The sequence below is a fragment of the Micromonospora echinofusca genome (assembly GCF_017614955.1).
Classification (GTDB): domain Bacteria; phylum Actinomycetota; class Actinomycetes; order Mycobacteriales; family Micromonosporaceae; genus Micromonospora; species Micromonospora echinofusca_A.
In genome coordinates this window covers 1-26,723 of record NZ_WVUH01000055.1, presented here as the reverse complement: position 1 = coordinate 26,723, position 26,723 = coordinate 1, and the positions used below count along the sequence as shown (strand labels likewise).

22 protein-coding genes are annotated in these 26,723 nt (G+C 72.9%); 13 read left to right on the top strand and 9 right to left on the bottom strand.

Features of this window, described 5'->3' with window-relative positions:
* A partial coding sequence (locus tag GSF22_RS09340) for a hypothetical protein (RefSeq protein ID WP_208812912.1) occupies positions 1-302 on the top strand: 302 nt, incomplete at its 5' end.
* Positions 303-344: 42 nt separating this feature from the next.
* On the opposite strand, the gene GSF22_RS09335 is transcribed toward GSF22_RS09340, so the two are convergent.
* From GSF22_RS09335 to GSF22_RS09325, 3 genes are all read right to left on the bottom strand, one after another.
* Positions 345-839 carry an NUDIX hydrolase gene (locus GSF22_RS09335; protein WP_208812910.1) on the bottom strand — a complete coding sequence of 165 codons (495 nt, stop codon included), beginning with the start codon at positions 837-839 and terminating at the stop codon, positions 345-347.
* 75 nt (positions 840-914) lie between these two features.
* On the bottom strand, positions 915-1,331 hold the full coding sequence (locus tag GSF22_RS09330; RefSeq protein WP_208812908.1) for an HIT family protein: 417 nt from the start codon (positions 1,329-1,331) through the stop codon (positions 915-917).
* 50 nt (positions 1,332-1,381) lie between these two features.
* Positions 1,382-1,735: a hypothetical protein gene (locus GSF22_RS09325; RefSeq protein ID WP_208812906.1), complete on the bottom strand. Its 354-nt coding sequence runs from the start codon at positions 1,733-1,735 to the stop codon at positions 1,382-1,384.
* 270 nt (positions 1,736-2,005) lie between these two features.
* Here GSF22_RS09325 and GSF22_RS09320 point away from each other — a divergent pair, with 270 nt between their 5' ends.
* The 3 genes from GSF22_RS09320 (at position 2,006) to ilvA (ending at position 6,042) form a co-directional block, all read left to right on the top strand.
* On the top strand, positions 2,006-3,148 hold the full coding sequence (locus GSF22_RS09320; protein ID WP_208812904.1) for a cystathionine gamma-synthase: 1,143 nt from the start codon (positions 2,006-2,008) through the stop codon (positions 3,146-3,148).
* A gap of 17 nt (positions 3,149-3,165) precedes the next feature.
* Positions 3,166-4,575 carry an amidase gene (locus tag GSF22_RS09315; RefSeq protein ID WP_208812902.1) on the top strand — a complete coding sequence of 470 codons (1,410 nt, stop codon included), beginning with the start codon at positions 3,166-3,168 and terminating at the stop codon, positions 4,573-4,575.
* A gap of 246 nt (positions 4,576-4,821) precedes the next feature.
* Positions 4,822-6,042 (top strand): threonine ammonia-lyase, encoded by a 1,221-nt coding sequence (gene ilvA, locus GSF22_RS09310; RefSeq protein ID WP_208812900.1) that lies wholly within the window; start codon positions 4,822-4,824, stop codon positions 6,040-6,042.
* Between the two features lie 55 nt (positions 6,043-6,097).
* On the opposite strand, the gene greA is transcribed toward ilvA, so the two are convergent.
* Positions 6,098-6,595 carry a transcription elongation factor GreA gene (gene greA / locus GSF22_RS09305; protein WP_208812898.1) on the bottom strand — a complete coding sequence of 166 codons (498 nt, stop codon included), beginning with the start codon at positions 6,593-6,595 and terminating at the stop codon, positions 6,098-6,100.
* A 227-nt stretch (positions 6,596-6,822) separates the two neighbouring features.
* Complete coding sequence (locus tag GSF22_RS09300; RefSeq protein ID WP_208812918.1) at positions 6,823-7,245, bottom strand: DUF4307 domain-containing protein; 423 nt, start codon at positions 7,243-7,245, stop codon at positions 6,823-6,825.
* A 299-nt stretch (positions 7,246-7,544) separates the two neighbouring features.
* Between GSF22_RS09300 and mca the strand changes: the two genes are divergently transcribed.
* The 3 genes from mca to GSF22_RS09285 all read left to right on the top strand — a co-directional run bounded on the left by mca (position 7,545) and on the right by GSF22_RS09285 (position 11,508).
* Positions 7,545-8,426 carry a mycothiol conjugate amidase Mca gene (mca, locus tag GSF22_RS09295; RefSeq protein WP_208812896.1) on the top strand — a complete coding sequence of 294 codons (882 nt, stop codon included), beginning with the start codon at positions 7,545-7,547 and terminating at the stop codon, positions 8,424-8,426.
* 51 nt (positions 8,427-8,477) lie between these two features.
* Positions 8,478-8,735, top strand: a complete 258-nt coding sequence (locus GSF22_RS09290; RefSeq protein ID WP_208812894.1) for a hypothetical protein — start codon at positions 8,478-8,480, stop codon at positions 8,733-8,735.
* A 238-nt stretch (positions 8,736-8,973) separates the two neighbouring features.
* Complete coding sequence (locus tag GSF22_RS09285) at positions 8,974-11,508, top strand: putative bifunctional diguanylate cyclase/phosphodiesterase (protein ID WP_439957754.1); 2,535 nt, start codon at positions 8,974-8,976, stop codon at positions 11,506-11,508.
* Positions 11,509-11,661: 153 nt separating this feature from the next.
* On the opposite strand, the gene GSF22_RS35360 is transcribed toward GSF22_RS09285, so the two are convergent.
* Entirely contained in the window at positions 11,662-12,696 is a 1,035-nt protein-coding gene (locus GSF22_RS35360; protein WP_208812892.1) for a phosphatidylinositol-specific phospholipase C domain-containing protein, read from the bottom strand.
* A 231-nt stretch (positions 12,697-12,927) separates the two neighbouring features.
* On the opposite strand from GSF22_RS35360, the gene GSF22_RS09275 reads away from it, so the two are divergent.
* The 3 genes from GSF22_RS09275 (at position 12,928) to purE (ending at position 16,735) form a co-directional block, all read left to right on the top strand.
* Positions 12,928-14,919 (top strand): thioredoxin domain-containing protein, encoded by a 1,992-nt coding sequence (locus GSF22_RS09275; RefSeq protein WP_208812890.1) that lies wholly within the window; start codon positions 12,928-12,930, stop codon positions 14,917-14,919.
* A gap of 167 nt (positions 14,920-15,086) precedes the next feature.
* Positions 15,087-16,247 (top strand): 5-(carboxyamino)imidazole ribonucleotide synthase, encoded by a 1,161-nt coding sequence (locus GSF22_RS09270; RefSeq protein WP_208812889.1) that lies wholly within the window; start codon positions 15,087-15,089, stop codon positions 16,245-16,247.
* Complete coding sequence (purE, locus tag GSF22_RS09265; RefSeq protein WP_208812887.1) at positions 16,244-16,735, top strand: 5-(carboxyamino)imidazole ribonucleotide mutase; 492 nt, start codon at positions 16,244-16,246, stop codon at positions 16,733-16,735. The genes GSF22_RS09270 and purE overlap by 4 nt, the downstream gene beginning before the upstream one ends.
* A 90-nt stretch (positions 16,736-16,825) precedes the next feature.
* Here purE and GSF22_RS09260 read toward each other — a convergent pair whose 3' ends face one another.
* Positions 16,826-21,760, bottom strand: a complete 4,935-nt coding sequence (locus GSF22_RS09260) for an SCO7613 C-terminal domain-containing membrane protein (RefSeq protein ID WP_208812885.1) — start codon at positions 21,758-21,760, stop codon at positions 16,826-16,828.
* Positions 21,761-21,978: 218 nt separating this feature from the next.
* Complete coding sequence (locus GSF22_RS09255; RefSeq protein WP_208812883.1) at positions 21,979-23,406, bottom strand: UDP-glucose dehydrogenase family protein; 1,428 nt, start codon at positions 23,404-23,406, stop codon at positions 21,979-21,981.
* Between the two features lie 270 nt (positions 23,407-23,676).
* Between GSF22_RS09255 and GSF22_RS09250 the strand changes: the two genes are divergently transcribed.
* Positions 23,677-24,840, top strand: a complete 1,164-nt coding sequence (locus GSF22_RS09250; protein ID WP_208812914.1) for an acyl-CoA dehydrogenase family protein — start codon at positions 23,677-23,679, stop codon at positions 24,838-24,840.
* Between the two features lie 59 nt (positions 24,841-24,899).
* Here the strand turns inward: GSF22_RS09250 and GSF22_RS09245 are convergent, their stop codons facing one another.
* Positions 24,900-25,550 carry a hypothetical protein gene (locus tag GSF22_RS09245; RefSeq protein ID WP_208812881.1) on the bottom strand — a complete coding sequence of 217 codons (651 nt, stop codon included), beginning with the start codon at positions 25,548-25,550 and terminating at the stop codon, positions 24,900-24,902.
* A 23-nt stretch (positions 25,551-25,573) separates the two neighbouring features.
* Between GSF22_RS09245 and GSF22_RS09240 the strand changes: the two genes are divergently transcribed.
* Positions 25,574-26,092, top strand: coding sequence for an acyl-CoA thioesterase (locus GSF22_RS09240; protein WP_208812879.1), 519 nt, complete (start codon positions 25,574-25,576; stop codon positions 26,090-26,092).
* A 286-nt stretch (positions 26,093-26,378) separates the two neighbouring features.
* Positions 26,379-26,723: phosphoadenosine phosphosulfate reductase domain-containing protein (locus tag GSF22_RS09235; RefSeq protein WP_208812877.1), on the top strand; the 345-nt coding region annotated here is incomplete at its 3' end.

The window sequence follows — 26,723 nt, the reverse complement described above, 5'->3', positions numbered from 1 at the left end:
CCCCCGAACCGACCCCGACCCAACTGCCGCCAGGCTGTCTGCGGTTCTGGGGTGAGACGGAAGGTGGATTCCCGCCGGATTTCGAATACGCTATCGCAGTGGCGGGCTGGGCGTGCTACGACCAGAACAACGTGGTCACGTCGTGCGAAGCGTATGTGGCAATCGGCAGCACGAGGGGCCTGCATCTTGGTGTTCACCTGACGGTCGAGGTGACCGGGGAGACCGGAGAAGCAGCGGTTTATGAAGACGTGGTTATGTCGGCGAGGATTGCCGGCATGGCTTGCGGAAGCATCGACCCATGATCGTTGCACGCCGACTATTCCGTCGGTATCCGGCAGTGAACCTCAGGACCATTCCTCGAACGGCTCGTCGATCTGCTCGCCGGCCAGGAACGAGGCGAGCAGATCGGGTAGCCGCCCCGGATAGAAACGATCCGTGCTGCCAATCACCCCGGTGACCGGCAGCCACCGGAAGTCGAAGTAGTCCTCGTCCTCGTACCCCACCCGCGCGTCACCGACCACGGCCGGGCCGGGCGTCGGGAGCCGGACCGCGACGATCACCTCGTTGTTGACCAGCCGTCGGCCCCGGTAGCGGAAGGTCGCGCGCCGCCGCCAGTTCGGCGGGCCGACCTGGTCGGGCGAGATCACGATGCCGGTCTCCTCGGCCAGTTCACGGACCGCCGCCTCGCGGTACGTCTCACCGGGTTCGAGCCCGCCGCCGGGCAACTCCCACCAGGTGCCCTGCTCCGGGTAGGTGGGGTCGCGGGTGTGGAAGAGCAGCACCCGGTCGTCGGAGTCCAGCACCACCAGCCGTACGACGTCCCGCTCGACGATCTGCACGGAGGAATGGTCGCAGACCGGGGGTGTTAACAGGGGGCCCTTCCTATACCGAAAACGTTAACCGGGGGCCCTTCCTTACATCCCTTGCAGCCCGGCGCGGATCCGGTCGGCGTACGACCGGGCTTCGGTGTCGTCGGCGTACCGGGTACGCGGCCAGAAGAAGCCGCGCAGCCCGTCGCCCTTCGTTCTCGGTACCACGTGGGTGTGCAGGTGCGGGACCGACTGGGAGACCCGGTTGTTGATCGCCACGAACGTCCCGCCCGCGCCGAGGCCGGTCTCCACCGCCACGGACAGTCGACGGACCAGCCCGAAGTAGTCGGCCAGCGCCCCGACCGGCAGGTCGGCCAGGGTGACCAGATGGTCGCGGGGCACCACCAGCACGTGGCCCCGGAAGACCGGCCGGGTGTCCAGGAACGCCACCCCGGCCGGCTCGTCCGCCACCCGGAACGCCGCTATCCGGCCCGTCACGATCGCGCAGAAGACGCATTCCACCCGGCCAGGGTAGGGGCTGACCCCGGTGGACCTGTCAGACCAGGATCAGATCAGAGCGGATCCTGGCCGGGAATGTTGCACCAGTCACTCCCACCGCCGTAGGCGACCCGGCCCGCGCTGTCGGTGACGGTGAGCGCGACGGTCGACCAGGTACCCGGATTGCAGCCGACACGTACCGAGCTTCCGGTGACCGGCCACTGGCTGCCGGGGTAGTACTGGGGGGTCCAGACGTAGGTGAGGGGGGCGGTGCCACCGGTGGCGTACGCCGCGCAGTCGAGCCCTCCGGCGTACGGGCCGACGGTGGCCACGCACAACGACCACTGGACAACCAACGGACTGCTGGCCGAGGCCGGGCCGGGTACGGCGGCGCCGGCCAGGCCGGCGAGGGCGAGTGCGGTCAGCACGCCGCCAATCCTTCGGGTCTTCCTGCTCACGCCATTCCCCATTCGGTCGCGGTGGATCGGTGAGAAGACACCTGTGGGAATTTTAGAGTGGTAAATGGAGGTGGTCATGTTTCTGTTGACGGTTCAGTAGTTTGGTCCTTTCGTCAATCTGCCGAGATGGAGGGATATGATCGATGTTGGCAACGACCGCACCGTGGCGGGAACGACACGGGTCGGACCCACTGGCCGGTCGGGGTGTCCCCGCCGGGCCCGGGGACTAGCCTCACGGGAATGACGTACGGCTTCGAGACTCTGGCGATCCATGCCGGCCAGGAACCCGACCCCCGGACCGGCGCGGTGATCCCGCCCATCTTCCAGACCAGCACCTACGCGCAGGACGCGGTAGGTGCACCCCGGCTCGGCTACGAGTACAGCCGCTCGGGCAACCCGACCCGTGACTCGCTCCAGGAGTGCCTCGCCGCCCTGGAGGGCGGTCAGGTCGGGCTCGCCTTCGCCAGCGGCTTGGCCGCCGAGGACGCCCTGCTGCGTACCGTCTGCGCCCCGGGTGACCATGTGGTCATCCCCGACGACGCGTACGGCGGAACGTACCGGCTCTTCGCCCGGGTGGCCCAGCGCTGGGGGCTGGACTTCACCCCGGCGAAGGTCTCCGACCCGGACGCGGTACGCGCCGCGGTCGTCCCGGGCCGGACGAAGATCGTCTGGGTGGAGACCCCCACCAACCCGCTGCTCGGCATCGCCGACCTCGCCGCGCTGGCCGCCGTCGCGCACAACGCCGGTGCCCTGCTGGCCGTCGACAACACCTTCGCCTCGCCGTACCTCCAGCAGCCGATCGCGTTCGGTGCCGACGTGGTGGTGCACTCCACCACGAAGTACATCGGCGGGCACTCGGACGTGGTGGGGGGTGCGCTGGTCACCGCCTCGACCGACCTCGGCGAGGAGTTGCGCTACCACCAGAACGCGATGGGTGCGGTCAACGGCCCCTTCGACGCCTGGCTGACCCTGCGCGGTATCAAGACGCTCGGGGTACGGATGGACCGGCACTGCGACAACGCCGAACGGATCGCCGACTACCTCAGCCGCCACGCCAAGGTCGCCCAGGTGATCTACCCGGGGCTGCCGGACCACCCCGGTCACGAGGTCGCTGCCAAGCAGATGCGCCGGTTCGGTGGGATGATCTCCTTCCGGGCCGTCGGCGGAGCGGAACACGCGGTCGAGATCTGCAACCGGGCCAGGCTGTTCGTGCTCGCCGAGTCGCTGGGCGGGGTCGAGTCGCTGATCGAGCACCCGGGTCAGATGACACACGCGAGTGTTGCCGGCTCGCCGCTTGAAGTTCCCGCCGATCTCGTGCGACTGTCTGTCGGCATCGAGACCGCCGACGATCTGCTCGCCGACCTGGAGCAGGCGCTCGGCTGAACCGCTGGCTGGGGAGGGTGGCCGTGCAGGACATCATGCCGACCTGGGTGGGCGCGACGGCAAAGCAGATCGCGCGGGCGGTCCGGCGCGGTGACGCGTCGGCCACCCAGGTGGTGGCCGACCACCTCGACCACATCGACCGGACCGACCGGGAGCTGGCTGCTTTCCGGGCGGTCCGGGGCGGTGAGGCGATCACCGAGGCCGAGAAGGTCGACGAGCAGGAGGATCTGGCCAACCTGCCGTTGGCCGGGGTACCGGTCGCGGTCAAGGAGAACACCCCGGTGGCCGGGCTGCCCACCTGGAACGGATCGGCCGCCGCGCGTACCCCGGTCGCCGAGGACGACCACGAGATCGTCCGCCGGCTGCGCGGGGCGGGCGCGGTGATCGTCGGGGTGACCCGGATGCCGGAGCTGGGACTCTGGGGCGTCACCGACGACGCCAGCGCGGTCACCCGTAACCCCTGGCAGCCCGACCGGACCCCCGGCGGCTCCTCCGGCGGCGCGGCGGCCGCCGTCGCCGCCGGACTGGTCCCGATCGCGCACGGCAACGACGGCCTCGGTTCGATCCGCATCCCGGCCGCCTGCTGCGGCCTGGTCGGGCTCAAGCCCGGCCGGGGCGTGGTCCCCAGCCAACTCGGCGCGACCGACTGGTTCGGGCTGGCCGAGCAGGGCATGCTGGCCAGCACGGTGGCCGACGCCGCGCTCGGCTTCGCGGTGCTCGCCGGTCGCCGCCCCGACAAGCTGGTACCACCACAGCGGCTGCGGGTCGGCGTCTCGCTCCGGTCACCGGTGCAGGGGGTCAACCCGGACGCGCCGAACCGGGACGCGGTCGCCGCCGCCAGCCGGCTGCTCGCCGTCGCCGGGCACGACACCGTACCGGCCGACCCGGTGTACCCCACCACGCTCGGGCTCAAGGGCCTGGCCACCTGGTTCGCCGCCGCCGCGCAGGACGTGCGGGCGGCCGGGCTCGACCCGCGTACCCTCCAGCGGCGCAGCCGCCGGCACGTCGCGCTCGGCGAGTGGGCGGAGCGGCGCGGGTACGTCCGGGAGGCCGACCGGGCGGCCTGGCGGGAACGGTCCGTCGGGTTCTTCGCCGACCACTCGGTCGACCTGCTGCTCACCCCGGCCCTGGCGGCCGTCCCGCCGGCCGCCACGAGCTGGGCGACCCGGTCCTGGCGCGCCAACCTCACCACCAACATCCGGTACGCCCCGTACGCCGCGCCGTGGAACATCGCCGGCCTGCCCGCACTGGTCGTACCGGTCGGTCGTCGGCCTGACGGACTGCCGGTGGCGGTGCAACTGGTCGGCCCGCCCGGCTCGGAGCTGCTGCTGCTCGGGGTGGCCGGCCAGTTCGAGTTGGCCGCGCCGTGGCCCCGGCACGCTCCCGGCTACCCCCGGGTCGATACCGGGTCGACCGCTGTCCGTTGACCGACCAGCGTGGCCGCACCAGAGCGGCCGACCGCCCCGGCCGGGGCGGTTGCGCGGGGCGGCGGGGATCGTCGCGGGAACGCTACTTGTCGTGTTGATTCGGCGCATCTCCGTGGCACAGGACGCCAGGATCACCCGGGGTTGGCAGCTGCTGTCCGGTTCCACCGGCCCACCCGTCGTCCCGCCAGCCGACGTGCAGGTCCCGCCGCCCATCGGGGCCGGCTAGGCAGGTGGCACGATCGGGGCATGAGTGATCTGGTCGGGCTCGCCGACGTACAGGCCGCCCGGGAACTGCTCGCGGGGGTCACCCGGACCACCCCGATGGAGCCGTCCCGACCGCTCACCGCCGCGCTCGGCGGTCCGGTCTGGCTGAAGTGCGAGCACCTGCAACGCGCCGGGTCGTACAAGGTGCGGGGCGCGTACGTCCGGATCGCCCGGCTGTCGGCGGCGGAACGGGCCCGGGGGGTGGTGGCGGCAAGTGCCGGCAACCACGCCCAGGGGGTCGCCCTCGCCGCCGGTCTGCTCGGCATCGACGCGACGGTGTTCATGCCGGCCGGTGCGCCGCTGCCCAAGGTCGCCGCGACCAAGGGGTACGGCGCCCGGATCGAGCTGGTCGGCAGCACGGTGGACGAGTCCCTGGTCGCCGCGCAGGACTTCGCCGAGCGGACCGGGGCGGTCTTCATCCATCCCTTCGACCATTCCGACGTGATCGCCGGGCAGGGCACGGTGGCGCTGGAGATCCTGGAGCAGTGCCCGGAGGTACGCACCATCGTCACCGGGGTGGGCGGCGGTGGCCTGGTCTCCGGGATCGCGGTCGTCGCCCGGGCGCTCCGCCCGGACGTCCGGGTCATCGGTGTGCAGGCGGCCGGCGCGGCGGCGTACCCGCCCTCGCTGATCGCCGGTGAGCCGGTACGGCTGCCCGAGTTCGCCACCATCGCCGACGGGATCGCTGTGGGCCGGCCCGGGGAGATCACCTTCGCGCATGTCCGCGAACTCGTCGACGACATGGTCACCGTCTCCGAGGAGGACATCTCCCGGGCGCTGCTGATGCTGCTGGAACGGGGCAAACAGGTGGTCGAGCCGGCCGGCGCGGTGGGCGTCGCCGCGCTGCTCGCCGGGGTGGTGGAGGTCGGGTCACCGGTGGTGGCCGTCCTCTCCGGCGGCAACATCGATCCGCTGCTGATGCTGCGGGTGATCGAACACGGTCTCGCCGCTGCCGGACGCTACCTGCGGATGACGGTCCGCTGCTCGGACCGGCCCGGGCAGTTGGCCTCGCTGCTGCGGGAGATCGCCGAGCACCGGGGCAACGTGGTCGACGTCGAGCACCAGCGGGCGAATCCGCACCTGCGGCTCGGTGAGGTGGAGGTGGCCCTGTCGGTGGAGACCCGCGGGGCGGAGCACTCGGACAAGCTGATCAGCGCACTGCGGGCCAGCGGCTACCAGGTCGGGATCGCCGCCGGGGAGTGAGTACTCCCCGGCGGCGCCGGTGTCGCTGGCCGGGGGACCGGAGCCGGTGCCGTGGTCAGCCGCTGAACGGCTCGAACCGGACGACGGTGACCTTGATGTCCGCGCCGCTCGGGGCGGTGTAGGTGACCGCCTCGCCCGGCCGGGTGCCGAGGATCGCCTTGCCGAGTGCCGACTCGGGGCTGTAGACGGTCAGGTCGGTGGTCGAGGAGATTTCGCGCGACCCGAGCAGGAACGTCTCGGTGTCGTCGCTGTCGTCGTCGAAGTAGATCGTCACCACCATGCCGGGGGAGACCGTGTCGGCGTTCGGTGCGTCGCCGACCTGGGCCGTCCGGAGCAGCTCCTGGAGGTAGCGGATCCGCCCCTCCTGCTTGCCCTGCTCCTCACGGGCGGCGTGGTAGCCGCCGTTCTCCCGCAGGTCGCCCTCTTCGCGCCGGGCGTTGATCTCAGCTGCGATCACCGGACGGTTGGCGATCAACTCGTCGAGTTCCGCCTTGAGACGGTCGTGCGCGTCCTGGGACAGCCAGGTGGCGGGCGCCTCGTTGTCAGTGGACACTGGCGAACTCCTCGTTGGTTAACTGGCTGATGGGTGAATTACCAAACTACCAGTGCGGCACATATCCGGCTGCCGGTGATCACTCGCGGACAACCGGTGACCGGGCCGCAGTGGCCGTCACCGGACAGTGTGCCCGGGTGGTCCGACAGGAACAGCGGGTGACGGACCGTGTGCCGGCTCCGGGTGGGTCGGCCGACCGCCGGTGGGTCAGGCGGCGACCCGGCTCACTACGCCGCCCGGCAGCGCAGCACCTCACCGATGAACGGCCGGGCCGTGGTGGCGAGCTCGTACCGGGTGGCGACCTTCCGTGCGCCGGGGGCCGCAGCGACCGGAACCTCCGCCAGACCCACCACGCCGCCGTCCCGGGCCCGGGCCCGCACCGTGCAGACCGCCGCGCCGCCCGCCGGTACGGTGACCCGGAAGTCGATCCGGATCCGCGAGTCGGTGATCCCGGTGTAGGTGATCACCTCGGCGTCGTAGTCCGGGTGTCCGTACTGCTGGTAGAGGCGGAACGCGACCAGGCCGGACACGGCCACGGCCGCGACCGCCAGCAGTGCGGCCAGTACCGGGCGACGTCGTCCCGCCGCCCGACGGCGGCCGTACCGGCCCGGCGGGAAGACCGGGGCGGATGTGGCGTGGGTCTCGCTCACCACCGGGCATCTCCTACCATCGTTGTCGGTCTCATCGGCCAGAATGGCAGAGTCCTATTGTCCGCACCGTCGGTCCTGCGCCGGTCGGGTCCACACAATGCCGGTCCCCACCGGCGCCGAGTCCCATTCTCACGCCGCCGGCACGCCGGCGCCGAGTCCGGTCCGCCGACCGCCGGCACCCCCGGTGCCGGACCCATCCTCTCAGGTCACGGGTGTGCGGGCACCCGCCGGGTGGGCAGCGTCCGGCAGGCCGGCCCGGTCCGCGCGGCGGGTGGCGGGCACAGACGAGGAGTGCCACGTTGGCAGAGCAACTGCGGCTCATGGCCGTGCACGCCCATCCCGACGACGAGTCGAGCAAGGGCGCGGCCACCATGGCGAAGTACGTCGCGGAAGGGGCCGAGGTCCTGGTCGTCACCTGTACCGGTGGTGAGCGGGGCAGCGTGCTCAACCCGAAACTCGACCGTCCCGACGTCTGGGCCAACATCGCCGAGATCCGTCGGGCGGAGATGGACGCCGCCCGGGCGATCCTCGGCGTCGAGCAGGCCTGGCTCGGGTTCGTCGACTCGGGGCTGCCCGAGGGGGATCCCCTGCCGCCGCTGCCCGAGGGGTGCTTCGCGCTCCAGGACGTCGAGGTGGCCGCCGGTCCGTTGGTCCGGTTGATGCGCGAGTTCCGTCCGCACGTCGTGACCACGTACGACGAGGAGGGCGGCTACCCGCACCCGGACCACATCATGTGTCACCGGATCAGCGTGGCGGCCTTCGACGCGGCCGGTGACCCGCAGCGCTTCCCGGAGCTCGGCGACCCGTGGCAGCCGCTGAAGCTGTACTACGACATCGGCTTCTCCAAGGGCAAGATCATGGCGCTGCACGAGGGCATGATCGAGGCCGGTCTGGAGTCCCCGTACGGCGAGTGGCTCAAGCGCTGGGAGGACCGGCCGGACAAGGGCCCCCGGATCACCACCCGGGTCGAGTGCGCCGACTACTTCCACGTCCGCGACGACGCGTTGCGCGCCCACGCCACCCAGGTCGACCCGGACGGGTTCTGGTTCCACGTGCCGATGGAGCTGCAGAAGCGCGCCTGGCCCACCGAGGACTTCGAGCTGGTCCGCTCGTTCGTCGACAGCCCGGTGCCCGAATCCGACCTCTTCGCCGGGGTCCGGGAGACGGCCCATGCCCGCTGACCCCGGCCCGGGGTACCGTGGTCGCAGACCGTCCAACGGAGGAACCACATCATGCTGACCCTCGCGCAGGTGCTCGCGGAGAACAATTTCGGGGACACCCGGTCGGGCGGCCTCGCCGGGCCGGCGGGGTTGTTCCTCATCGTGCTGCTCGGCATCGCCACCGTGCTGCTCATCCGCAACATGAACGCGCGGCTGCGCCGGCTGCCGGAGAGCTTCGACGACCGGCCGGGCGCCGCACCCGGCACCGCCCGGGCGGATTCTTCAGTCCTTGATCCGACACCTGGCACCAGAAGTGAGGAATCTCGGTAACGGCGCCCAAGCGGCACCAGCAGCACGGTAACGGGCACTTCACGGCATGATTCACGGCGAACCGGGGCGACGCCCCCTGTTGCGCCTCCCCGCTTTGGCTTAGCCTTCCGCCGGGGGGACCAAAAGTTCCCGGACCGTGTGCGAAGGGGGCGCTGATGACGGGCTCGCCATCGGGCGCCCCGGAGCAGGTGCGGAGGCGTCAGGTCGCCGACTGGCGTACCACTGTCGGCGGTGGTCCGTGACGACGGACGGCGCGGGGCACGACCCGCAGGGCCCGACGGCCTCCCGGACCACCCCGCTGCGCATCCGCGCGCTCACCACGGCGGTGCTGGCCACCGCCCTGCTGGCCGCGGTCATCGGCTTCACCGCACCGTCGGCCCTGCCGCCGGACGACGTCCTCCCGCCGCCGGTCCGCTTCGCGACCGCGGTCGCGCTGTTCGGGCTGGCCCAGCTCGCCCGGCTCAGGTTCCGCACCGCGACCGGCATGGTCAACATCACCTGGGGCGAGGCGGCCCTCATCATCGGCCTGCAACTCGTGCCGCCCGGCTGGCTGCCCGCAGCCACCCTGATCGGTGCCGGCCTCGCCTGGCTCGGCATGTCGATCGCCGCCGACCGGCGTCCCGTCCTGGACCTGCTCCACATCGCCGGCTCGCTGACCGCCGCGGTCGCGCTCGGGACCGTCGTCGCGACCGGGCTCGGTCGCCCGTTCGGCGCCGACCTGACCCCGGTGATGGCGCTCGCCCTGATCGCCGGATCGGCCACCTACCTGCTGGCCAGCACCCTCCTCGGCGGGCTCGGCCTGGCCCTGCGGCACGGCCTGCCGCTCGGTCCGCCACTGCTTGCGGCACTCCGCGGCAAGCTGCTCATGTTCGTCGGCAACGTGGTCGTCGGACTGGTCGTGCTGGCCCTGCTGCAACTCGACCCGCGCTGGCTGCTGCTGCTGCCGGCACCGCTCTGGCTGCTCCAGCAGACCTACCGGTACCGGTTGCGGGCCGACGAGGAACGCCGGATCTGGCGGGCCTTCGCCGAGGCCACCAGCGCGTTGAACCAGCTCGACGAGCGGGGGGTCGCCCTGGCTGGGGTGCGGGGCGCGCTCGGCCTCTTCGGCGCGGAACTGGTCGAGGTGGACGTCAGCCGGTCCGACGGCCGGCTGAGCCGGTACCGGGGTGACGCCAGCGGGCGGATCGTCGAGCGGGATCTCCCGACGGGGCCGGCCGCCGAGCACGGCGAGCAGGAGTTGACCCGGTCGTTGCGGGTCGGTACGACGCACATCGGGGAGCTGCGGGTGCGGTTCCCCCGCACCGCCCGGCCCGGTCCCCGGGAGCGGGACGCGCTGGCGGCGTACTCCGACGCGCTGGCCGCCGCCCTGCACGACGCCGCGACGCACCGGGAACTGCGGCAACTGACCGCGCGTTCGTCGTACGAGGCGGTGCACGACGCACTGACCAGCCTGGCCAACCGGGCGGCCCTGCTCACCCGGGGCGACCGGACGCTGCGGCGGCTCACCCACGATCACCCGGTGGCCCTGCTGGTGCTCGACCTCAACCAGTTCAAGGAGGTCAACGACACCCTCGGGCACGTCGCCGGGGACGAGTTGCTCCAGTTGACCGCCGCCCGGCTCGGCGAGATCGCCCGCCCCGGTGACCTGCTGGCCCGTCTCGGCGGGGACGAGTTCGCGCTGTTGATGACGTCGGTGCCGGTCCGCGCCGACCGGGCCGCTCCCCGGTCGTACGCGCTGCGGCAGGCCCGGGAGATGGTGGAACGGCTGGCCGCACCGACCGAGGTCGCCGGGGTACGCATCTCGGTGGAGGCGTCGGTGGGGGTGGTGGTGGCCGGCGCCGGCACGGCCGACATGACCGAGCTGCTGCGCCGGGCCGACATCGCCATGTACCAGGCCAAGAGCGGTGGCACCAGCGTCGCCGAGTACGACCCGGCGACCGACGCGGCGAGCACCGACCAGCTCGCCCTCCTCGCCGAGCTGCGCGAGGCGCTGGCCGTCGACGACCAGCTGGTGCTGGCCCTGCAACCGGCGGTGGACCTCGACACCGGCGCACCGACCGGGGTGGAGGCGCTGATCCGCTGGCGCCACCCCCGGCGCGGCTTCCTCAGCCCGGCGGACTTCATGCGCCCCGTGGAGGCCAGCGAGCAGCTCGGGGCGTTCACCCGGTACGTGGTGGACAAGGCCCTCGGGGTGGCCGCCCAGTGGGCCGACGAGGGACTCGACGTACCCATCTCGATCAACCTGTCGGCGCGCAGCCTGCTGGATCCCCGGTTGCCGGCGGTGATCGGTGAGGCGCTGCGCCGGCACCAGGTCCCCCCGGAACGGCTCGTCCTGGAGATCACCGAGACCGTGGTGATGAGTGAGCTGAAGGTGATCGACGAGGTGCTGGCCACGCTCCGGTCGATGGGTGTGCAACTGGCCGTGGACGACTTCGGCACCGGGTTCTCCTCGCTGACCTTCCTCACCCGGGTCACCGTGGACGAGTTGAAGGTGGACCGTTCCTTCGTGATCCGGATGGCCGACTCGCCGGAGGCCGCCGCGATCGTGCGGACCACCGTCGGGCTGGCCCGGGAGCTGGGGCTGCGGGTGGTCGCCGAGGGGGTGGAGACCGCCGAGCAGCGGGCGGCCCTGGCCGAGCTGGGCTGCACCTCCGCGCAGGGGTACCACTTCTTCAAGCCGATGCCGGCCGACAAGATCACTGCGGTGCTCGGCTCGCTGCTCGACTCGGCGAAGGCGCCGGTCTTTCCGCTCCGCGCCGACGGCGCCTCCTAGCGACCACGCCTCCTGCCGGCCCCACGACGCCTCCTGGCGACGATGCTTGCTGCCGGCCCCACGACGCCTCCTGGCGACGGCGCTTGCTGCCGGCCCAGCGACGCGTCCGGCGGTGCGGACGTCGACCGCCGGCCCGGGTGGTCGTGGCGCGGCTCAGCCCCGGGGAAGGACGTCGTCCAGCACCTGGGGCAGGGCGGCCCAGTCGGCGGAGGCGACGGTGGCGTGCCGGGCGGCCAACTCGGCCACCCGGGCCTGCGCGCCGGCCAGGTCACCGGAGCCGACCGCCGGGGGCACGTTCTGCGCGTCGGTCATCACCACCAGGTAGTGGTTCGTGTGGTACCAGGCGGTGTCGATCCCGCCGGTGACGTACGCCGCGGCGTCCCCGTCGAAGAGGACGAACCAGGGGCGCAGGGAGGTGTCGGCGTACCGGGTCCGGGGATCGCCGGCCTGGGCCCGGTGCACGGCCGGGAACGCCTGTGCCCGGTCCAGGGTGCCGGCCGCCGCGAGTCCGGCCAGGTGCCGGGCGTACTCCACGTCCGTCCACAGGGTGTCGGTCGGGTTGCTCTCCTCGACCGTACCGGGGATGAGCTCGACGATCACCCGGCCGGCGAGTTGCTGCCGGGTCGGCCAGGCATCCGCCCGGGCCGCCGTGTCCAGGGTGGGGTGGCTGCCCTTCAACTCGGCCGGCCGGAACACGGCGGCACCGAGCCGGGCGGCGAGCAGCGCGTCGAGCTGGACCGGCCCCTGCCCGGTACGGCTGCTGAATCCGGTCTTCAGCTCCATCTTGAGCAGCAGCGGACCGGCGTCCGGGTGGGCCCCCAGCCAGAGCCGGATGTTGTCCAGGCAGTGTTCCAGGTTCTTGTTCCGGGTGCCGGTGTAGAGCTGGTCGGGGCTGGTGGCGGCCACGCAGTTGTTGTCGTTGCCGAGCGGGTTGGAGTGGCTGACCCGCCACTGCCCGGTGAAGATGTCCGGCCAGACGTCCAGCTCGATCAGGCCGGCCCGGGTGTCGAGCGCCTGGGCCAGGTAGGTGTAGGTGCTCCGCTCGTACGCGTTGTGGATGCCCACCGTGGTGGCCGCCGAGACCCGGGCGGTGGGCTCGACCACGGCCGCCGCGACCGGCGCGGGGATCAGTCCGACCGCGACGAGAGCGGCCGACGAGAGGGCGGTCAGGGCTCGGAATCTGCGCATGGTGTCCTCCCCGGACGGTCCGACGGACGGCTCGCCGGCTCCTGCACAGATTGACATGTGTCAGTTGGTTGCCGGGTCATCCCGCACGCGTCATAACCCGGCGGCGTGGACCGGGCGGCGCCACCGGTGCCAGCGGCGGAAGCGGCGGGCGGTGCCAGCGTGGGAAGCGGCGGGTGGTGCCAGCGGAGGAAGCGGCGGGCGGTGCCCGGCGCCGGTGGATATGGTCGTCGGGTGAACCGACTCGCCAGCGCCACCAGCCCCTACCTCCAGCAGCACGCGGACAACCCGGTCGACTGGTGGCCGTGGTGCGACGAGGCGTTCGCCGAGGCGAAACGGCGGGACGTACCAGTGATCATCTCGGTCGGGTACGCGGCCTGCCACTGGTGCCACGTCATGGCCCACGAGTCGTTCGAGAACGACGCGGTCGGCGCGCTGATGAACGACAACTTCGTGGCGATCAAGGTGGACCGCGAGGAACGCCCCGATGTGGACGCCGTCTACATGACCGCCACCCAGGCGATGACCGGGCAGGGCGGCTGGCCGATGACCGTCTTCGCCAGCCCCGACGGCACCCCGTTCTTCTGCGGCACCTACTTCCCCCGACCCAACTTCCTCCGGCTCCTCCAGTCGGTCACCACCGCCTGGCGGGACCAGCGGGACGCCGTACTCCAGCAGGGGGCCGCCGTGCTGGAGGCGATCGGCGGCGCCCAGGCCGTCGGCGGCCCCACCGCCCCGCTCACCGCCGAGCTGCTCGACGCCGCCGCCGACCAGCTCGCCCGGGAGTACGACCCGACGAACGGCGGTTTCGGCGGGGCCCCGAAGTTCCCGCCGCACATGAACCTGCTCTTCCAGCTCCGGCACCACCAGCGCACCGGCGCGGACCGGGACCTGGAGATCGTCCGGCACACCTGCGAGGCGATGGCCCGGGGCGGCATCTACGACCAGCTCGCCGGCGGGTTCGCCCGGTACTCGGTGGACGGGCACTGGACGGTGCCGCACTTCGAGAAGATGCTCTACGACAACGCGCTGCTGCTGCGCGTCTACACCCAGCTCTGGCGGCTCACCGGCGACCCGATGGCGGCCCGGATCGCCGCCGAGACCGCCGCATTCATGATCGACGACCTGGGTACGCCCGAGGGCGGGTTCGCCTCGGCGCTGGACGCGGACACCGAGGGCGTCGAGGGGCTCACCTACGCCTGGACCCCGGACCAGCTCGTCGAGGCGCTCGGCGAGGAGGACGGCCGGTTCGCCGCCGACCTGTACGCGGTGACCCCGGCCGGGACCTTCGAACACGGCACGAGCGTGCTGAAACTCGCCCGCGACGTCGACGACGTCGACCCGACCGTGGCGCAGCGCTGGGCACGGGTCCGGGCCCGGCTGCGGGAGGTCCGGGCCACCCGGCCCCAGCCCGCCCGCGACGACAAGGTGGTCGCCGCCTGGAACGGGCTGGCGGTGACCGCGCTGGTCGAGCAGAGCCTGCTCACCGGGGACCCGGTCACCGCGTCGGCGGCCATCCGGGCCGCCGAACTCCTCGCCTCGGTGCACCTCGTCGACGGCCGGCTGCGCCGGGTCTCCCGGGACGGTCGGGTCGGCGAGCCGGCCGGGGTCCTGGAGGACCACGGTTGCGTCGCCGAGGCGTTCTGCGCCGTACACCAGCTCACCGGCGAAGGCAGGTGGCTGGACCTGGCCCGGGACCTGCTGGACACCGCGCTGGCCCGGTTCGCCGCGCCGAACGGCGGCTTCCACGACACCGCCGACGACGCCGAACGGCTCGTCACCCGGCCCGCCGACCCGACCGACAACGCCACCCCGTCCGGGTTGTCGGCGGTCAGCGCCGCGCTCGTGGCGTACGCGGCCCTGACCGGCGAGACCCGCTACCGGGAGGCCGCCGAGGCGGCGCTGGCCACCGTGGCACCGGTCGTCGGCCGGCACGCCCGGTTCACCGGGTACGCCGCCACGGTCGGCGAGGCGCTGCTGGCCGGCCCGTACGAGGTGGCCGTGGTCACCGGCGAGCCGACCGGTGACCCGCTCGTCGTGGCGGCGTACCGGCACGCCCCGCCCGGCACGGTGATCGTCGCGGGCCGCCCCGACCAGCCCGGGGTGCCGCTCCTCGCCGACCGGCCGATGCTCGACGGCCGACCCACCGCGTACGTCTGCCGGGGCTTCGTCTGCGAGCGTCCGGTCACCTCACCCGAGGAGCTGATCGCCCGCCTCGGGCGGTAAGGAAGGGCCCCCGGTTAACGTTTCCGGTAGAGGAAGGGCCCCTTGCTAACACCTGCCCCGGTCACCTGGCTGCCGGGCCGGCCGCACCGGCCCGGCCCGGCGAGCGGGTGACCTACCCGGTGGCGGGTTGGCTGCCCGCCGACCCGCCCCGATAGGCTGGCGCCGCTATGGACTCCCGTACCGGTCTCCCCGTTGTCGGCATGGTGGGCGGTGGCCAACTGGCCCGGATGACCCACCAGGCCGCGATCGCCCTCGGTCAGTCACTGCGTGTGCTGGCGCTCACGCCGGAGGACGGGGCCGCGCTGGTCGCGGCCGACGTGCATTACGGCGACCACACCGACCTCGCCGCGCTGCGGACCTTCGCCAAGGGCACCGACGTGGTCACCTTCGACCACGAGCACGTGCCGAACGCGCACATCCAGGCCCTCGCCGCCGAGGGCGTCACGCTCTACCCGCCCGCCGACGCGCTGCGCCACGCGCAGGACAAGCGGGTCATGCGGGAACGGCTCACCGAGCTGGGTGCGCCGAACCCGGCCTGGCAGCCGGTCGAGGCCCCGGGCGACGCGGTCTCCTTCGGGGAGCGGGTGGGTTGGCCGGTGGTGCTGAAGGCGGCCCGGGGCGGCTACGACGGACGGGGCGTCTGGGTGGTCGGGGACGCCGAGGAAGCGGCCGGGCTGGTGGAGACCCTGCTGGCCGGCGGCACCCCGCTGATCGTCGAGGAACGGGTACGCCTGCGGCGGGAGCTGGCCGTGCAGGTGGCCCGCTCGCCGTTCGGCCAGGTGGCGGCGTACCCCGTGGTGGAGACCGTGCAGCGCGACGGCATCTGCGTCGAGGTCCTGGCCCCGGCCCCCGACCTGCCGGAGGAGCGTGCCGTCGCGGCGCAGCAGCTCGCCATCGACCTGGCCACCGCCCTCGGCGTGGTCGGTCTGCTCGCGGTGGAGCTCTTCGAGACCGACGGTGGTCTGGTCGTCAACGAGCTGGCGATGCGTCCGCACAACTCCGGGCACTGGACCATCGAGGGGGCCCGGACGTCGCAGTTCGAGCAGCACCTGCGGGCGGTGCTCGACTACCCGATGGGGGACACCTCGCTGACCGCGCCGGTGGTGGTGATGGCGAACGTGCTCGGCGGTCCGGAGGGTGGCATGGCGATCGACGAGCGGCTGCACCACCTCTTCGCCGCCGAACCGGGTGCCCGGGTGCACCTCTACGGCAAGCAGGTCCGTCCCGGCCGCAAGATCGGCCACGTCACCGTGCTCGGTGACGACCTGGACGAGGTACGCGTCCGCGCCGCACGGGCGGCCCGGTGGTTGCAGGAGGGGCGGGAATGAGCGTCGTCGGTCTGATCATGGGGAGCGACTCGGACTGGCCGACGATGCGGGCCGCCGCCGAGGCGCTGACCGAGTTCGGCGTCGACTACGAGGTCGGCGTGGTCTCCGCGCACCGCACCCCGGCCAAGATGATCTCCTACGGTCGGAGCGCCGCCGCGCGCGGCCTCAAGGTGATCATCGCGGGGGCGGGTGGCGCCGCCCACCTGCCCGGGATGGTCGCCTCGGTGACCCCGCTGCCGGTGATCGGCGTACCGGTGCCACTCAAGCACCTCGACGGGATGGACTCGCTGCTCAGCATCGTGCAGATGCCGGCCGGGATCCCGGTCGCCACGGTCTCCATCGGCAACGCCCGAAACGCCGGCCTGCTGGCGGTCCGCATCCTCGGCGCGGGCGACGAGGCGCTGCGTGAGCGGATGGCGGCGTACCAGGCCGACCTGGAGGCGATGGTCGAGCGGAAGGACGCCGCGCTGCGCGCCTCGCTGAGCTGACCCGCCCACCCCGTGGCGTCGACCGACTCAGGTGTTAGGAAGGGGCCCTTCCTCTACCGAATGCGTTAACAGGGGGCCCTTCCTTACCCCTCAGCGCATGGCGCGCAGCGCCGTCTGGAGGCGTTCCTGGGTACGGCGGCGGCGTTCGTTGCCCGCCCCGAGCACCAGCAGCACCAGGCCGACCGGGATCAGCACCAGCCACTGACCGAGCGAGAAGAGCGCGTGCAGCGCGGCGATCGCGGTCACCGTCGCCCCGACGACCACCGGTGCCTGCTGCCGGCTGATCGAGCCGAAGATCAGTGTGACCACCCCGCCGAGCAGCAGGAGCACCTGCCGCAGCGGGCCGGACTCGGTGAACAGCACGATCACCAGGGTCGGCAGGAACGCGGTGACCAGCGCCGGCCCGTACGCCACCCAACTGCCCAGCTCCGGCCGCTGACGTACCTCCAGCAGCCCGACCAGCAGGGCCAGCGCGGCGAACGGCAGGGTGTACGCCTCGGGCAGCGCCACGTCGGCCACCCGCATCAGGATCCACCAGGCGACGATCTCGCAGGCCACCACCGCCCAGAACAGGACCCGTCGCTGGGTGGGGCCGCGCCCCGGACGGGTGGCCGCCACCCCGAGGACGGCTCCCCACCCGGCGAGCAGCGCGGCGATGTGCCGGGGCGAGTCGAAGGCCAACGCCAGGGCGATCAGCGCGGCAGCGTACCCGCTCCACTCGACGGTGGCCGCCTCGCGGTACGCCTCGACGCGGCGCAGCCGGGGCAGGGTGGCCGAGAGGACCATCAGGGCCGCCCCGACGGCCAGTACCCCGAAGGCGGAGAGCACCGGCGGCAGGCCGGTGACCAGACCGGCGGTGAGCACGAAGAGCTGCCCCATCACCGAGGCGAAGAGCCAACCCAGGATGCGGGCCCGCTGGGTCGCCCCGGCGAGCGCGGCGACCGCACCGACGGCCACCGCCCCGCCCAGGGCGAGCAGGGTCAGCCCCCGGGTGGCGAGGCTGCCGGCCAGTCCGGCGCCCCCACCGGCCAGACCGATCACGAACACCAGGACCCGGGCGGTCCGCAGCGACCGGGCCCGTTCGGCCGGTGGCGGTGGTGGGGTCAGCGCCAGGCCCAGCATCGAGATGACGAAGACGGTCAGCGCGGCGAGGGTGCTGTTCGGCCAGCCCATGCCGAGGGCGGTCGGTGTGATCAGCAGGGTGACCGCCGCACCGGGCAGGACCACCGGTACCGCCCGGGCGGGCCGCCCGCCGCTGAACCCGGTCGCGGCGAGCCCGGCGGCGACGGTGAGCAGCAGAGCGGCCAGCACGTGGGTGACGTCCACCACGTCGGCCGGCGGGGTGACCAGTTCCGGCGGTGGGCCCTGCCAGATCCGGTTCAGCGTCCGGTACGGCTCGACCAGCGCGACCACCAGGGTGGGCGTCACCGAGGCGAGGGCGAGTGCGGTGGGCAGCGCGGCGGCGGCGAGCGCCCCGGCGCCCGGGCTGGTCGACCACTGGCCGGCCCGCCACCGTTGCGCCGTCGCCCACGACGACCCGTCACCCCGTACCGACCAGCGGTTCACGTGCTCCTCGGTGTCCGGTGGCGGCGTCGTGGAGGCCCGGACCAGTTCGGCGAGGACGCCGAGCAGGGCCGCCCCGGCGGCGTACACCCCGACCGGCAGGTCGGTCGGCAACGAGGCCAGCGCCGTGATGGTGGCACCGCCGGCCACGCCGACGGTGGCGTAGGGCAGGAAGTGCGGCACCCGAGTCCGGACCAGGGCGAGAACCGCCACCCCGAGGCTGGACGCGGCGAGCGCACCGCTGAGCATCACCTCGGCCGGCGAGCCCAGCCCGGCCGCTGCGGCGGCGACCGCGCCGGGCAGGGCGAGCAGGGCGGCGGCCGTACCGGCACCGCCGACCCGGCCCAGGTGCGCCGGCATGCCGTCGGTGGCGACGTCCTCGACCAGCCCGCCGGCCACGATCCGGGCCAGCACGGCCACCATCACCCCGATCAGGGCCACCAGGCCGAGTGCGGCGGCGGTGCTCCACGGACGGGCCAGGCCCGCACCCACCGCGTGCAGGGCCACCACGGCGGCCACCACCACCCGGGAGAGCGCGGCGCGCGGGTCGAGGGCGGAGACGGCCGCGGCGGCGTACGCGGTGGCCACCGCCGTACCCAGCACCACCGGGGACCACCAGGTCAGCCCGAGGGCGGCCGGGGCACCGACGGTGGCCAGCGCCACCAGGGCTCCGGGGACGTCGTACCGCCAGGGGGCGGGCAGCAGGATCGCGGTGGCCCCGGCGAGCAGCAGCAGCGCGACGGGTACCTCCCAACCGGGGCCCTCCGCCGGGCCGATCGGCCACCGGCTGAGATCGGCGGCCCAGATGGCGCCCGGGTTGGCCAGCGCGCGTACCCCGCCCACCACGGCGTGGTAGCCGGCGAACAGGCCGATCACCCCGCCGCTGACCGCGATGCCGAGCATCGGTCCGCGCCGCCAGTCGGCCGGCATGGCCCGGGCCCCGACGGCGACCGTCAGCACCAGCGCCGCAGCCACCGCGAGCAGGGCGCCGGGGGCGAGGATGGTGGCGATCCGGGCCAGTGTGCCGACCAGGGCAGCGGTCGCGGCGGCGGCGGCCAGGTCGGCGCCGTCCCAGGCATGGTCGGCCCGGCGTCCGGCGTCGATCGACGGGGCCAGCACCAGCAGCGTCGCGGCGATCAGCAGCAGTGCCCCGACCCAGGCGTCGGCGCTGGTGGCGCCGGGAGCGCTGAACGCGGCGGCACTGACCGCGAGAGCGCCGAGCCCGGTGCCGACGGCCAGCGGCGGGTCGATCTGTCGCTGCGACACCTGCACCACGGCCGCGTAGCCGAGGGTCACGCAGACCGCCAGGAAGCTGGCCGCCAGGACGGGTACCGTCACCGCCCGCAGCCCGGCCGGGGTGAGGACGGGGTCGACCGGGACGGCCGACGCGACGGCGGCGGCGACCGCGCCCGGTAGCGCGAACGCGGCGGCGCCCGCGCCCCACGCGGAGACCAGGTCGGCGGAGGCCGGGGCGTTGCGCACCCGGGGTGCCACCATGGCCAGGACCCCGGCGGCGGCCAGGGCGAACAGCACGGCGGCGGTCAGGCCCGGTCGGGCCAGGGCGGCGCCGGCACCGGCCGCCCCCACCAGCCCGGCGCCGACGACGTGGGCCTGGGCGGCCCGTCGGGTCCCGGCCCAGAGACCGGTCAGACCGATACCGACGGCGGCGAGCACCGGCGGCCAGGGGGCGGTGGCCCAGCCCAGGCCGAACGAGGCGGGCACCGCCACGGCGGTCAGGACCACGCCGGCCACCGCGAACTCGCGGCGGATCTCCGCCGGCAGGGAGAGCACCGCAGCCACGGTGAGCAGGAACGCGGTCGTGGCCAGTTGCCAGGCGGCGGGCCCGACCGAGGCGGCCAGCCGTCCCGGGTACGCGTCGAGGTCGGCTGCCCAGGCCGGCAGGGCGGCCTGGATCGGGGCGAGGCCGGCGCGTACCGCCCCACCGGCGACGACGAGTCCGCTGACGGTGAGGGCGAGGGCGGCGGCGAGCTGCGGCCCCCGCCGGGCGGCCTCGGGCAGGGCGCGTACGGCCACCCCGACCCCGGCGATGACCAGGGCGATCAGCAGCAGGGCCCGCCCGGGCAGGGCGACCGAGGCCAACCGGCCCAGTGCCCCGATCACGGCGAGGGTGCAGATCCCGGCGGCCAGGTCCGGCAGGGGCCGGGTACCGACGGTCAGCGCCCCGGCCAGGCTCACCGCGGCGGCCAGGACCAGGGCGGCCCCGGCGGCCAGGGCGGCGCCGACCGTGCCGGCGAGGACCAGCGCGGCGACCGCGAAGGCGAGGGCGAGTACGACTGCGGCGCCGTGCAGCAGTCCGGTCAGCTGCGGCAGGCCGGGTACCGGGGCGGCGGTCGCCGGCCGGGCGGGGCCGGCGCCGTGCAGCACCGCGTCGACCTCCTCGGGATCGGTCTCCGGCCGGGAGGCCGGGCCGTCGTCCGGTGTCCCCGGGCCGGGTGGGGGTGCCCCGGTGCGGGCGGCGGCCGGTGCCACCGGGTCGGGGACCCGTTCGGTGAGCAGGCCGGGGCGGTGGCTGCCGGCCAGCCGGAGCAGCGCCAGGTCGACGGCGGCCAGCACGGCGAGGACCAGGGCCCAGCCGGCCGGGCCGGTCACCAGGTCGTACGCCAGCAGCGGCAGCACCGGTTGCAGGGCGAGGACGGCGGCGTACCGGGGGACGCGCAGGCCGGTCCACACGGCGTACCCGAAGCCCACCGCAGCGGTCGCCAGGAAGACCCCGGCGGCGTACCGGGTGCCGGAGGTCACCTCGAACCGCAACTGGTCGACGGTCCGCAGCACGTACCCGTCCAGCAGCACCAGGAGCAGGCCGACGGCGGCGACGGTCTCGGCGGTGGCGGTGAGCCCCCGGCGGGCCAGTACCGGCGGGACCAGGAGCATCGCGATGGTGGCGGTGAGCAGGATGGCGACCCGGCTCAGGTCGTCCAGGGAGCCGATGGCCATTGCGGTGAAGACCACGGCGGCCACGCCGAGCAGCAGCGCACCCAGGACGAGCAGGACGTTCTGTACCTCCCGGGAGGAGGCCTCGGGCGGGTGCTCCGGGTCGTCCACGTCCAGCCAGGCCGCGTTCCCCGGGGGTGGTGCCGCCCCGGGGCCGGTCTTCACGGCCGGGCCGCCCTGCCTCGGTACCCGGGGCGGGCCCCCGGTGCCGGCGGTGGGCGGTCGCTGGCCGATCCGGCGGCGCAGTACCCGTCGGGGCCGGGTGCTCTGCTTGATCTTCTCGGCGTTGGCGTGCGCGAGGATGTCCCGTTGGAAGAGCGCGGCCTGCATCTTCGCGGCGATCTGGCGCTGTTCGCTGGCGATCGCGGCCTCGCGCGCCTTCATCTCGGCGATGGACCGTTCGATCTGGGCGATGTCCTCCGCCCGGGGGCCCTGCTCGGCGCCGCAGTGCGGGCAGCGGACGGCGGGAGTCGTCTCCCGGCCGCAGGAGGAGCACTGGTAGCTACTCAACGACACCCCTCCGGTTCAGCGCACCGCACAGTGGACCTCACTGTCGAAGCATGCCGAATCAGCTACTGATTCGATAGTCTCCCCGCCGGTCGGTAACCGAAAGACCCGGCCGTGGAGCATGCTCCACGACCGGGTCGGATCGTCGTTGGTGGCCGGTGGCCGGTGGCCGGCCCGGCCGACGGACCGGTCGGTACGCCGGTGCCGGTGCCGGTGCCGGGTCAGGGGCGGCCCATGCCCCGGTACTCCCAGCCGGCCTGGGTCCACAGTGCCGAGTCGAGGCAGTTCCGGCCGTCGATGACCCGGCGGCCGGCGGCCAGTTCGCCGAGGGCGACCGGGTCGGCGTTGCGGAAGTCGGCCCACTCGGTGAGGACGCAGACCAGGTCGGCGCCGCGTACCGCGTCGTGCATGGTCGATTCGTACGCCAGGTCGGGCTGTGCCCGCCGGGCGTTCTCCATGCCCTCCGGGTCGTAGATCCGGACGTCCGCCCCGGCCTTGGCCAGCAGCGCGGCGACGGCGAGCGACGGGGCGTCCCGGACGTCGTCGGAGTTGGGCTTGAAGGTGGCCCCGAGCACGGCGATCCGGGTGCCGGACAGGTCCGGTCCGGCCGGGCCGTACCGGCGGCCGAGCAGATCGGCGGCGAGCTGGAGCACCCGGGTCCGGCGGCGCAGGTTGATCAGGTCGACCTCGTGCAGGAACCGGAGCGCCTCCCCGGCGCCCAACTCCTGGGCGCGGGCCTGGAAGGCGCGGATGTCCTTGGGCAGGCAGCCGCCGCCGAAGCCGACCCCGGCCTGGAGGAACCGGTTGCCGATCCGGGGGTCGTACCCGATGGCCCGGGCGAGTTGCGTCACATCACCGCCGGCCACCTCGCAGACCTCGGCCATCGCGTTGATGAACGAGATCTTGGTGGCCAGGAAGGCGTTGGCGGCGACCTTGACCAGCTCGGCGGTGGCGAAGTCGGTGACCACCAGGGGGACCTCGCGGTCCTCGGTGGCGGCCAGGTCGAAGACCCCCTTGTGGGCGGCGTAGAGCATGCCGTTGGCCCACTCGGTCTTCACCCCGACCACGATCCGGTTGGGGCGGAGCACGTCCTCGACGGCGAAGCCCTCCTGGAGGAACTCGGGGCTCCAGGCCACCTCGACCCCGAGGTCGGCCGGGGTGTGCTTGCCGACGAGCTGCTCGATCCACTCGGCGGTGCCGACCGGGACGGTCGACTTGCCGACGATCAGCGCCTTGCGGGTGAGGTTCTGGGCGAGGCCGGTCACGGCCGCCTCGACGTAGGAGAGGTCGGCGCCCATCCCGTCGGCCCGCTGGGGGGTGCCGACGCAGATGAAGTGCACGTCACCGAAGGCGGCGGTCTCCGCCATGTCGGTGCTGAACCGGAGCCGGCCGGCGGCGAGGTTGCGTTTGAGCAGCTCGTCGAGGCCGGGCTCGTGGAAGGGCACCTGCCCGTCGGCGAGCTTGGCGATCTTGTCGGCGTCGACGTCGAAGCCGATCACCTCGTAGCCCAGCTCGGCGAAGCAGATGGCGTAGGTCGCGCCGAGGTAGCCGGTGCCGAGGAACGTCAACCGTGGCCGGGCGGCGCCCGACGGTGGGGTGACGGCGGGAATGGCCGGCATCGGCTGGGTGCTCGGGTACGGGATCGTCACGCCTGTCTTCTCCGCTCGCGCTGGCGGCGCTTGCTGCGTCGCAATCGGTAGCGGCGCCTGGCCTAGGGCACCGGAAGGGGACATTCGGTCTTCATATGGTCGCCGAGTGCGCAGGCGCGGCGATAGTCCGTGAGCCTACGCGGCGGTAAGGATCAACAGAACGTTGGTCGCTATCCTTCAGTCTGCGCGGTCCGCGGTGTGACAGTCTGCACGGTCTACGGTGACCAGACGCTACAGCTGGGCATGATAGCTGCCAAGGGGAGGGCCATGATGACGACAGAGCCGTCGTTCGACGTCTACCGGTTGCCGGAGGAGCACGAGGCGATCCGGGCGGCGGTCCGGGAGGTCTGTGACGCCAAGGTCGCCCCCAACGCCGCGGAAGCGGACGAGACCGGCGAGTTCCCCAAGGCGTCGTACGACGCGCTGCGGGCCGCCGACTTCCACGCCCCGCACATCCCCGAGGAGTACGGCGGCGCCGGTGCCGACGCCCTGGCCACCGCCATCGTGATCGAGGAGGTGGCGCGGGCCTGCGCCTCGTCCTCGCTGATCCCGGCGGTCAACAAGCTCGGCACCATGCCCCTGCTGCTGGCCGGGTCGGACGAGCTGAAGCGGCGCTACCTCACCCGGGTGGCCAGCGGCGAGGCGATGTTCTCGTACTGCCTCTCCGAGCCGGAGGCGGGCAGCGACGCCGCCTCGATGACGACCCGCGCGGTCCGGGACGGCGACCACTGGGTGCTCAACGGCGTGAAGCGGTGGATCACCAATGCCGGCGTGTCGGAGTTCTACACAGTCTTCGCGGTGACGGATCCCACAGCCCGCTCCCGGGGGATCTCCGCCTTCGTGGTGGAGAAGTCCGACCCGGGGGTGAGCTTCGGCGCACCGGAGAAGAAGCTCGGCATCAAGGGGTCCCCGACCCGTGAGGTGTACCTCGACAACGTCCGGATCCCCGCCGACCGCATGATCGGTGCCGAGGGCAGCGGCTTCGGCACCGCGATGAAGACCCTGGACCACACCCGGGTCACCATCGCCGCGCAGGCCGTCGGCATCGCGCAGGGCGCGCTCGACTACGCCAAGGGGTACGTCCGGGAGCGCAAGCAGTTCGGCCGGCCGGTCGCCGACTTCCAGGGCGTCCAGTTCATGCTCGCCGACATGGGGATGAAGCTGGAGGCGGCCCGGCAGTTGACGTACGCCGCCGCCGGCCGCTCCGAGCGGGGTGACGCGGACCTCACCTACTTCGGGGCGGCGGCCAAGTGCTTCGCCTCGGACGCGGCGATGGAGATCACCACCGACGCGGTGCAGCTCCTCGGCGGGTACGGCTACACCCGGGACTACCCGGTCGAGCGGATGATGCGGGACGCCAAGATCACGCAGATCTACGAGGGCACCAACCAGGTCCAGCGGATCGTGATGGCCCGTCAGCTCCTGAAGGACTGATCGCACGTACAGGGTTCCCCGGGGTCGGGCCGGTGCTGACCGGCCCGACCCCGGGCCGGTCAGGAGGCGGGACGCTGCTGCTGTCCGCCGCCCGGCGGCGCGGACCACGGTGACGCACCCGCCTCACGGCGGGGGAGCGGCTCCGTCGGCGTCTCGTCCGGGTAGCCGAGGCTCATCGGTGCGGTGTCCCGCTCGGCCGGTTCCGTGGCCGGGGGCCAGTCGGTGAGGGTCGGGGCCTCGTCCGGGGTGTACGTCCCTGCCGTGGGGGCGGCGGCAGGGACGCGGGCCGGCCAGCGCCGCCAGCGCTGCACGCTGAACGTGGCGATCAGCAGCATCACACCGATCAGGAAGAGCGTGCCGTTCTCCACCGGCAGGTGCAGCGGCAGCGGGTCGCCGAACACCTTCCAGCCGTCCGGCACCCGGTCGCGTACGTCGAACGGGGCGAGGAACATCCCGACGTACGGCGTGACCAGCAGCAGGCCGGCGGTCAGCGGACCCAGTGGCGAGGTCCGCAGGGTGCCCACCAGCCCGAGCAGAACACCGGCCACCGCGAGGTAGACGGCCGGTTCGATCAGGTTCGCGGTGTTGAAGGTCCCGACCTCGACCCAGCGGTTGATGGTCCGGCCCGACCCGTCCTGACCCAATGTGATCAGCACCCAGGTGACCGGCGCCACCACCACCCCGGCGAGGAAGCTCCAGAGATGTCGCATCCGCGCACCGTACCGTTTCCGCCATGACCGAGCACCCCAGCACCGCCCCCGCCGGCAAGCCGACCTCGTACTCGCGGGTCACGTTGAGCCGGATCATGACGGCGGTCGACGTGAATCTCTACGGCACCGTGCACGGTGGCGTGCTGATGAAGTTCATCGACGACGTGGCGGGTGCCGCTGCGGCCCGGCACAGTGGCGGTACGGCGGTGACGGCCGCGATCGACGAGATCGTCTTCGCCGAGCCGGTCCGGGTCGGTGACCTGCTGCACGCCCACGCCCAGGTCAACTGGACCGGGCGGACCTCGATGGAGGTGGGGGTCCGGGTGGTCGCCGAGCGGTGGGACTCGGCCGAGGCCGAGCCGGTCCGGGTGGGTACGGCGTACCTGGTCTTCGTCGGTGTCGACGTCGGTGGCGGCCCCCGCGAGGTGCGGCCGGTGCTGCCGGAGACGCCGGAGGACGAGCGACGCTACCGGGAGGCGGAGATCCGTCGGGCGCACCGGCTGGCCCGGCGCCGGGCGATCCAGGCGCACCGGGCCGGCTGAGTCCACGGTCCGTTCCGATCGGTATTCGACGGTATGGTGGGACGCACTTCCCCGGATCGGCTGAATTAACCTTCCTTTAACAATCGTCAAATCTGGAAAACGGATTCCACTGAGGACTCCGCAAACTCATCCAGGCGCGGTAGGATCAACCGGTTAGATCGACCATCATAAACCCGTTCGGTAATCTTTCCTGGACGTCACATGATGGTGGACCGATGGGCTCCGTGCCGCACGGCTGCGGTTTCGGGTCGCCTGTTGCTGGCCGGACTGCTCGGAAGGGTTGCGGATGATCGCTTCGACGACCTATCAGGTGTCCCACCTCGATGAGTTGGAGGCGGAGAGCCTCTTCATCATGCGTGAGGTGGTGGCGGAGCTGGAGCGGCCGGTGCTGCTCTTCTCCGGCGGCAAGGACTCGATCGTGATGCTGCGGCTGGCGCAGAAGGCGTTCGCCCCGGCGGGTGTTCCGTTCCCGGTGATGCACGTGGACACCGGGCACAACTTCCCGGAGGTGTTGGAGTACCGGGACCAGCGGGTGGCCGAGATGGGGTTGCACCTGGTGGTGGCCAGCGTGCCGGAGGCGCTCGCCAGTGGTCTGGTGCACGAGTCGCCGGACGGGATGCGGAACCGGATC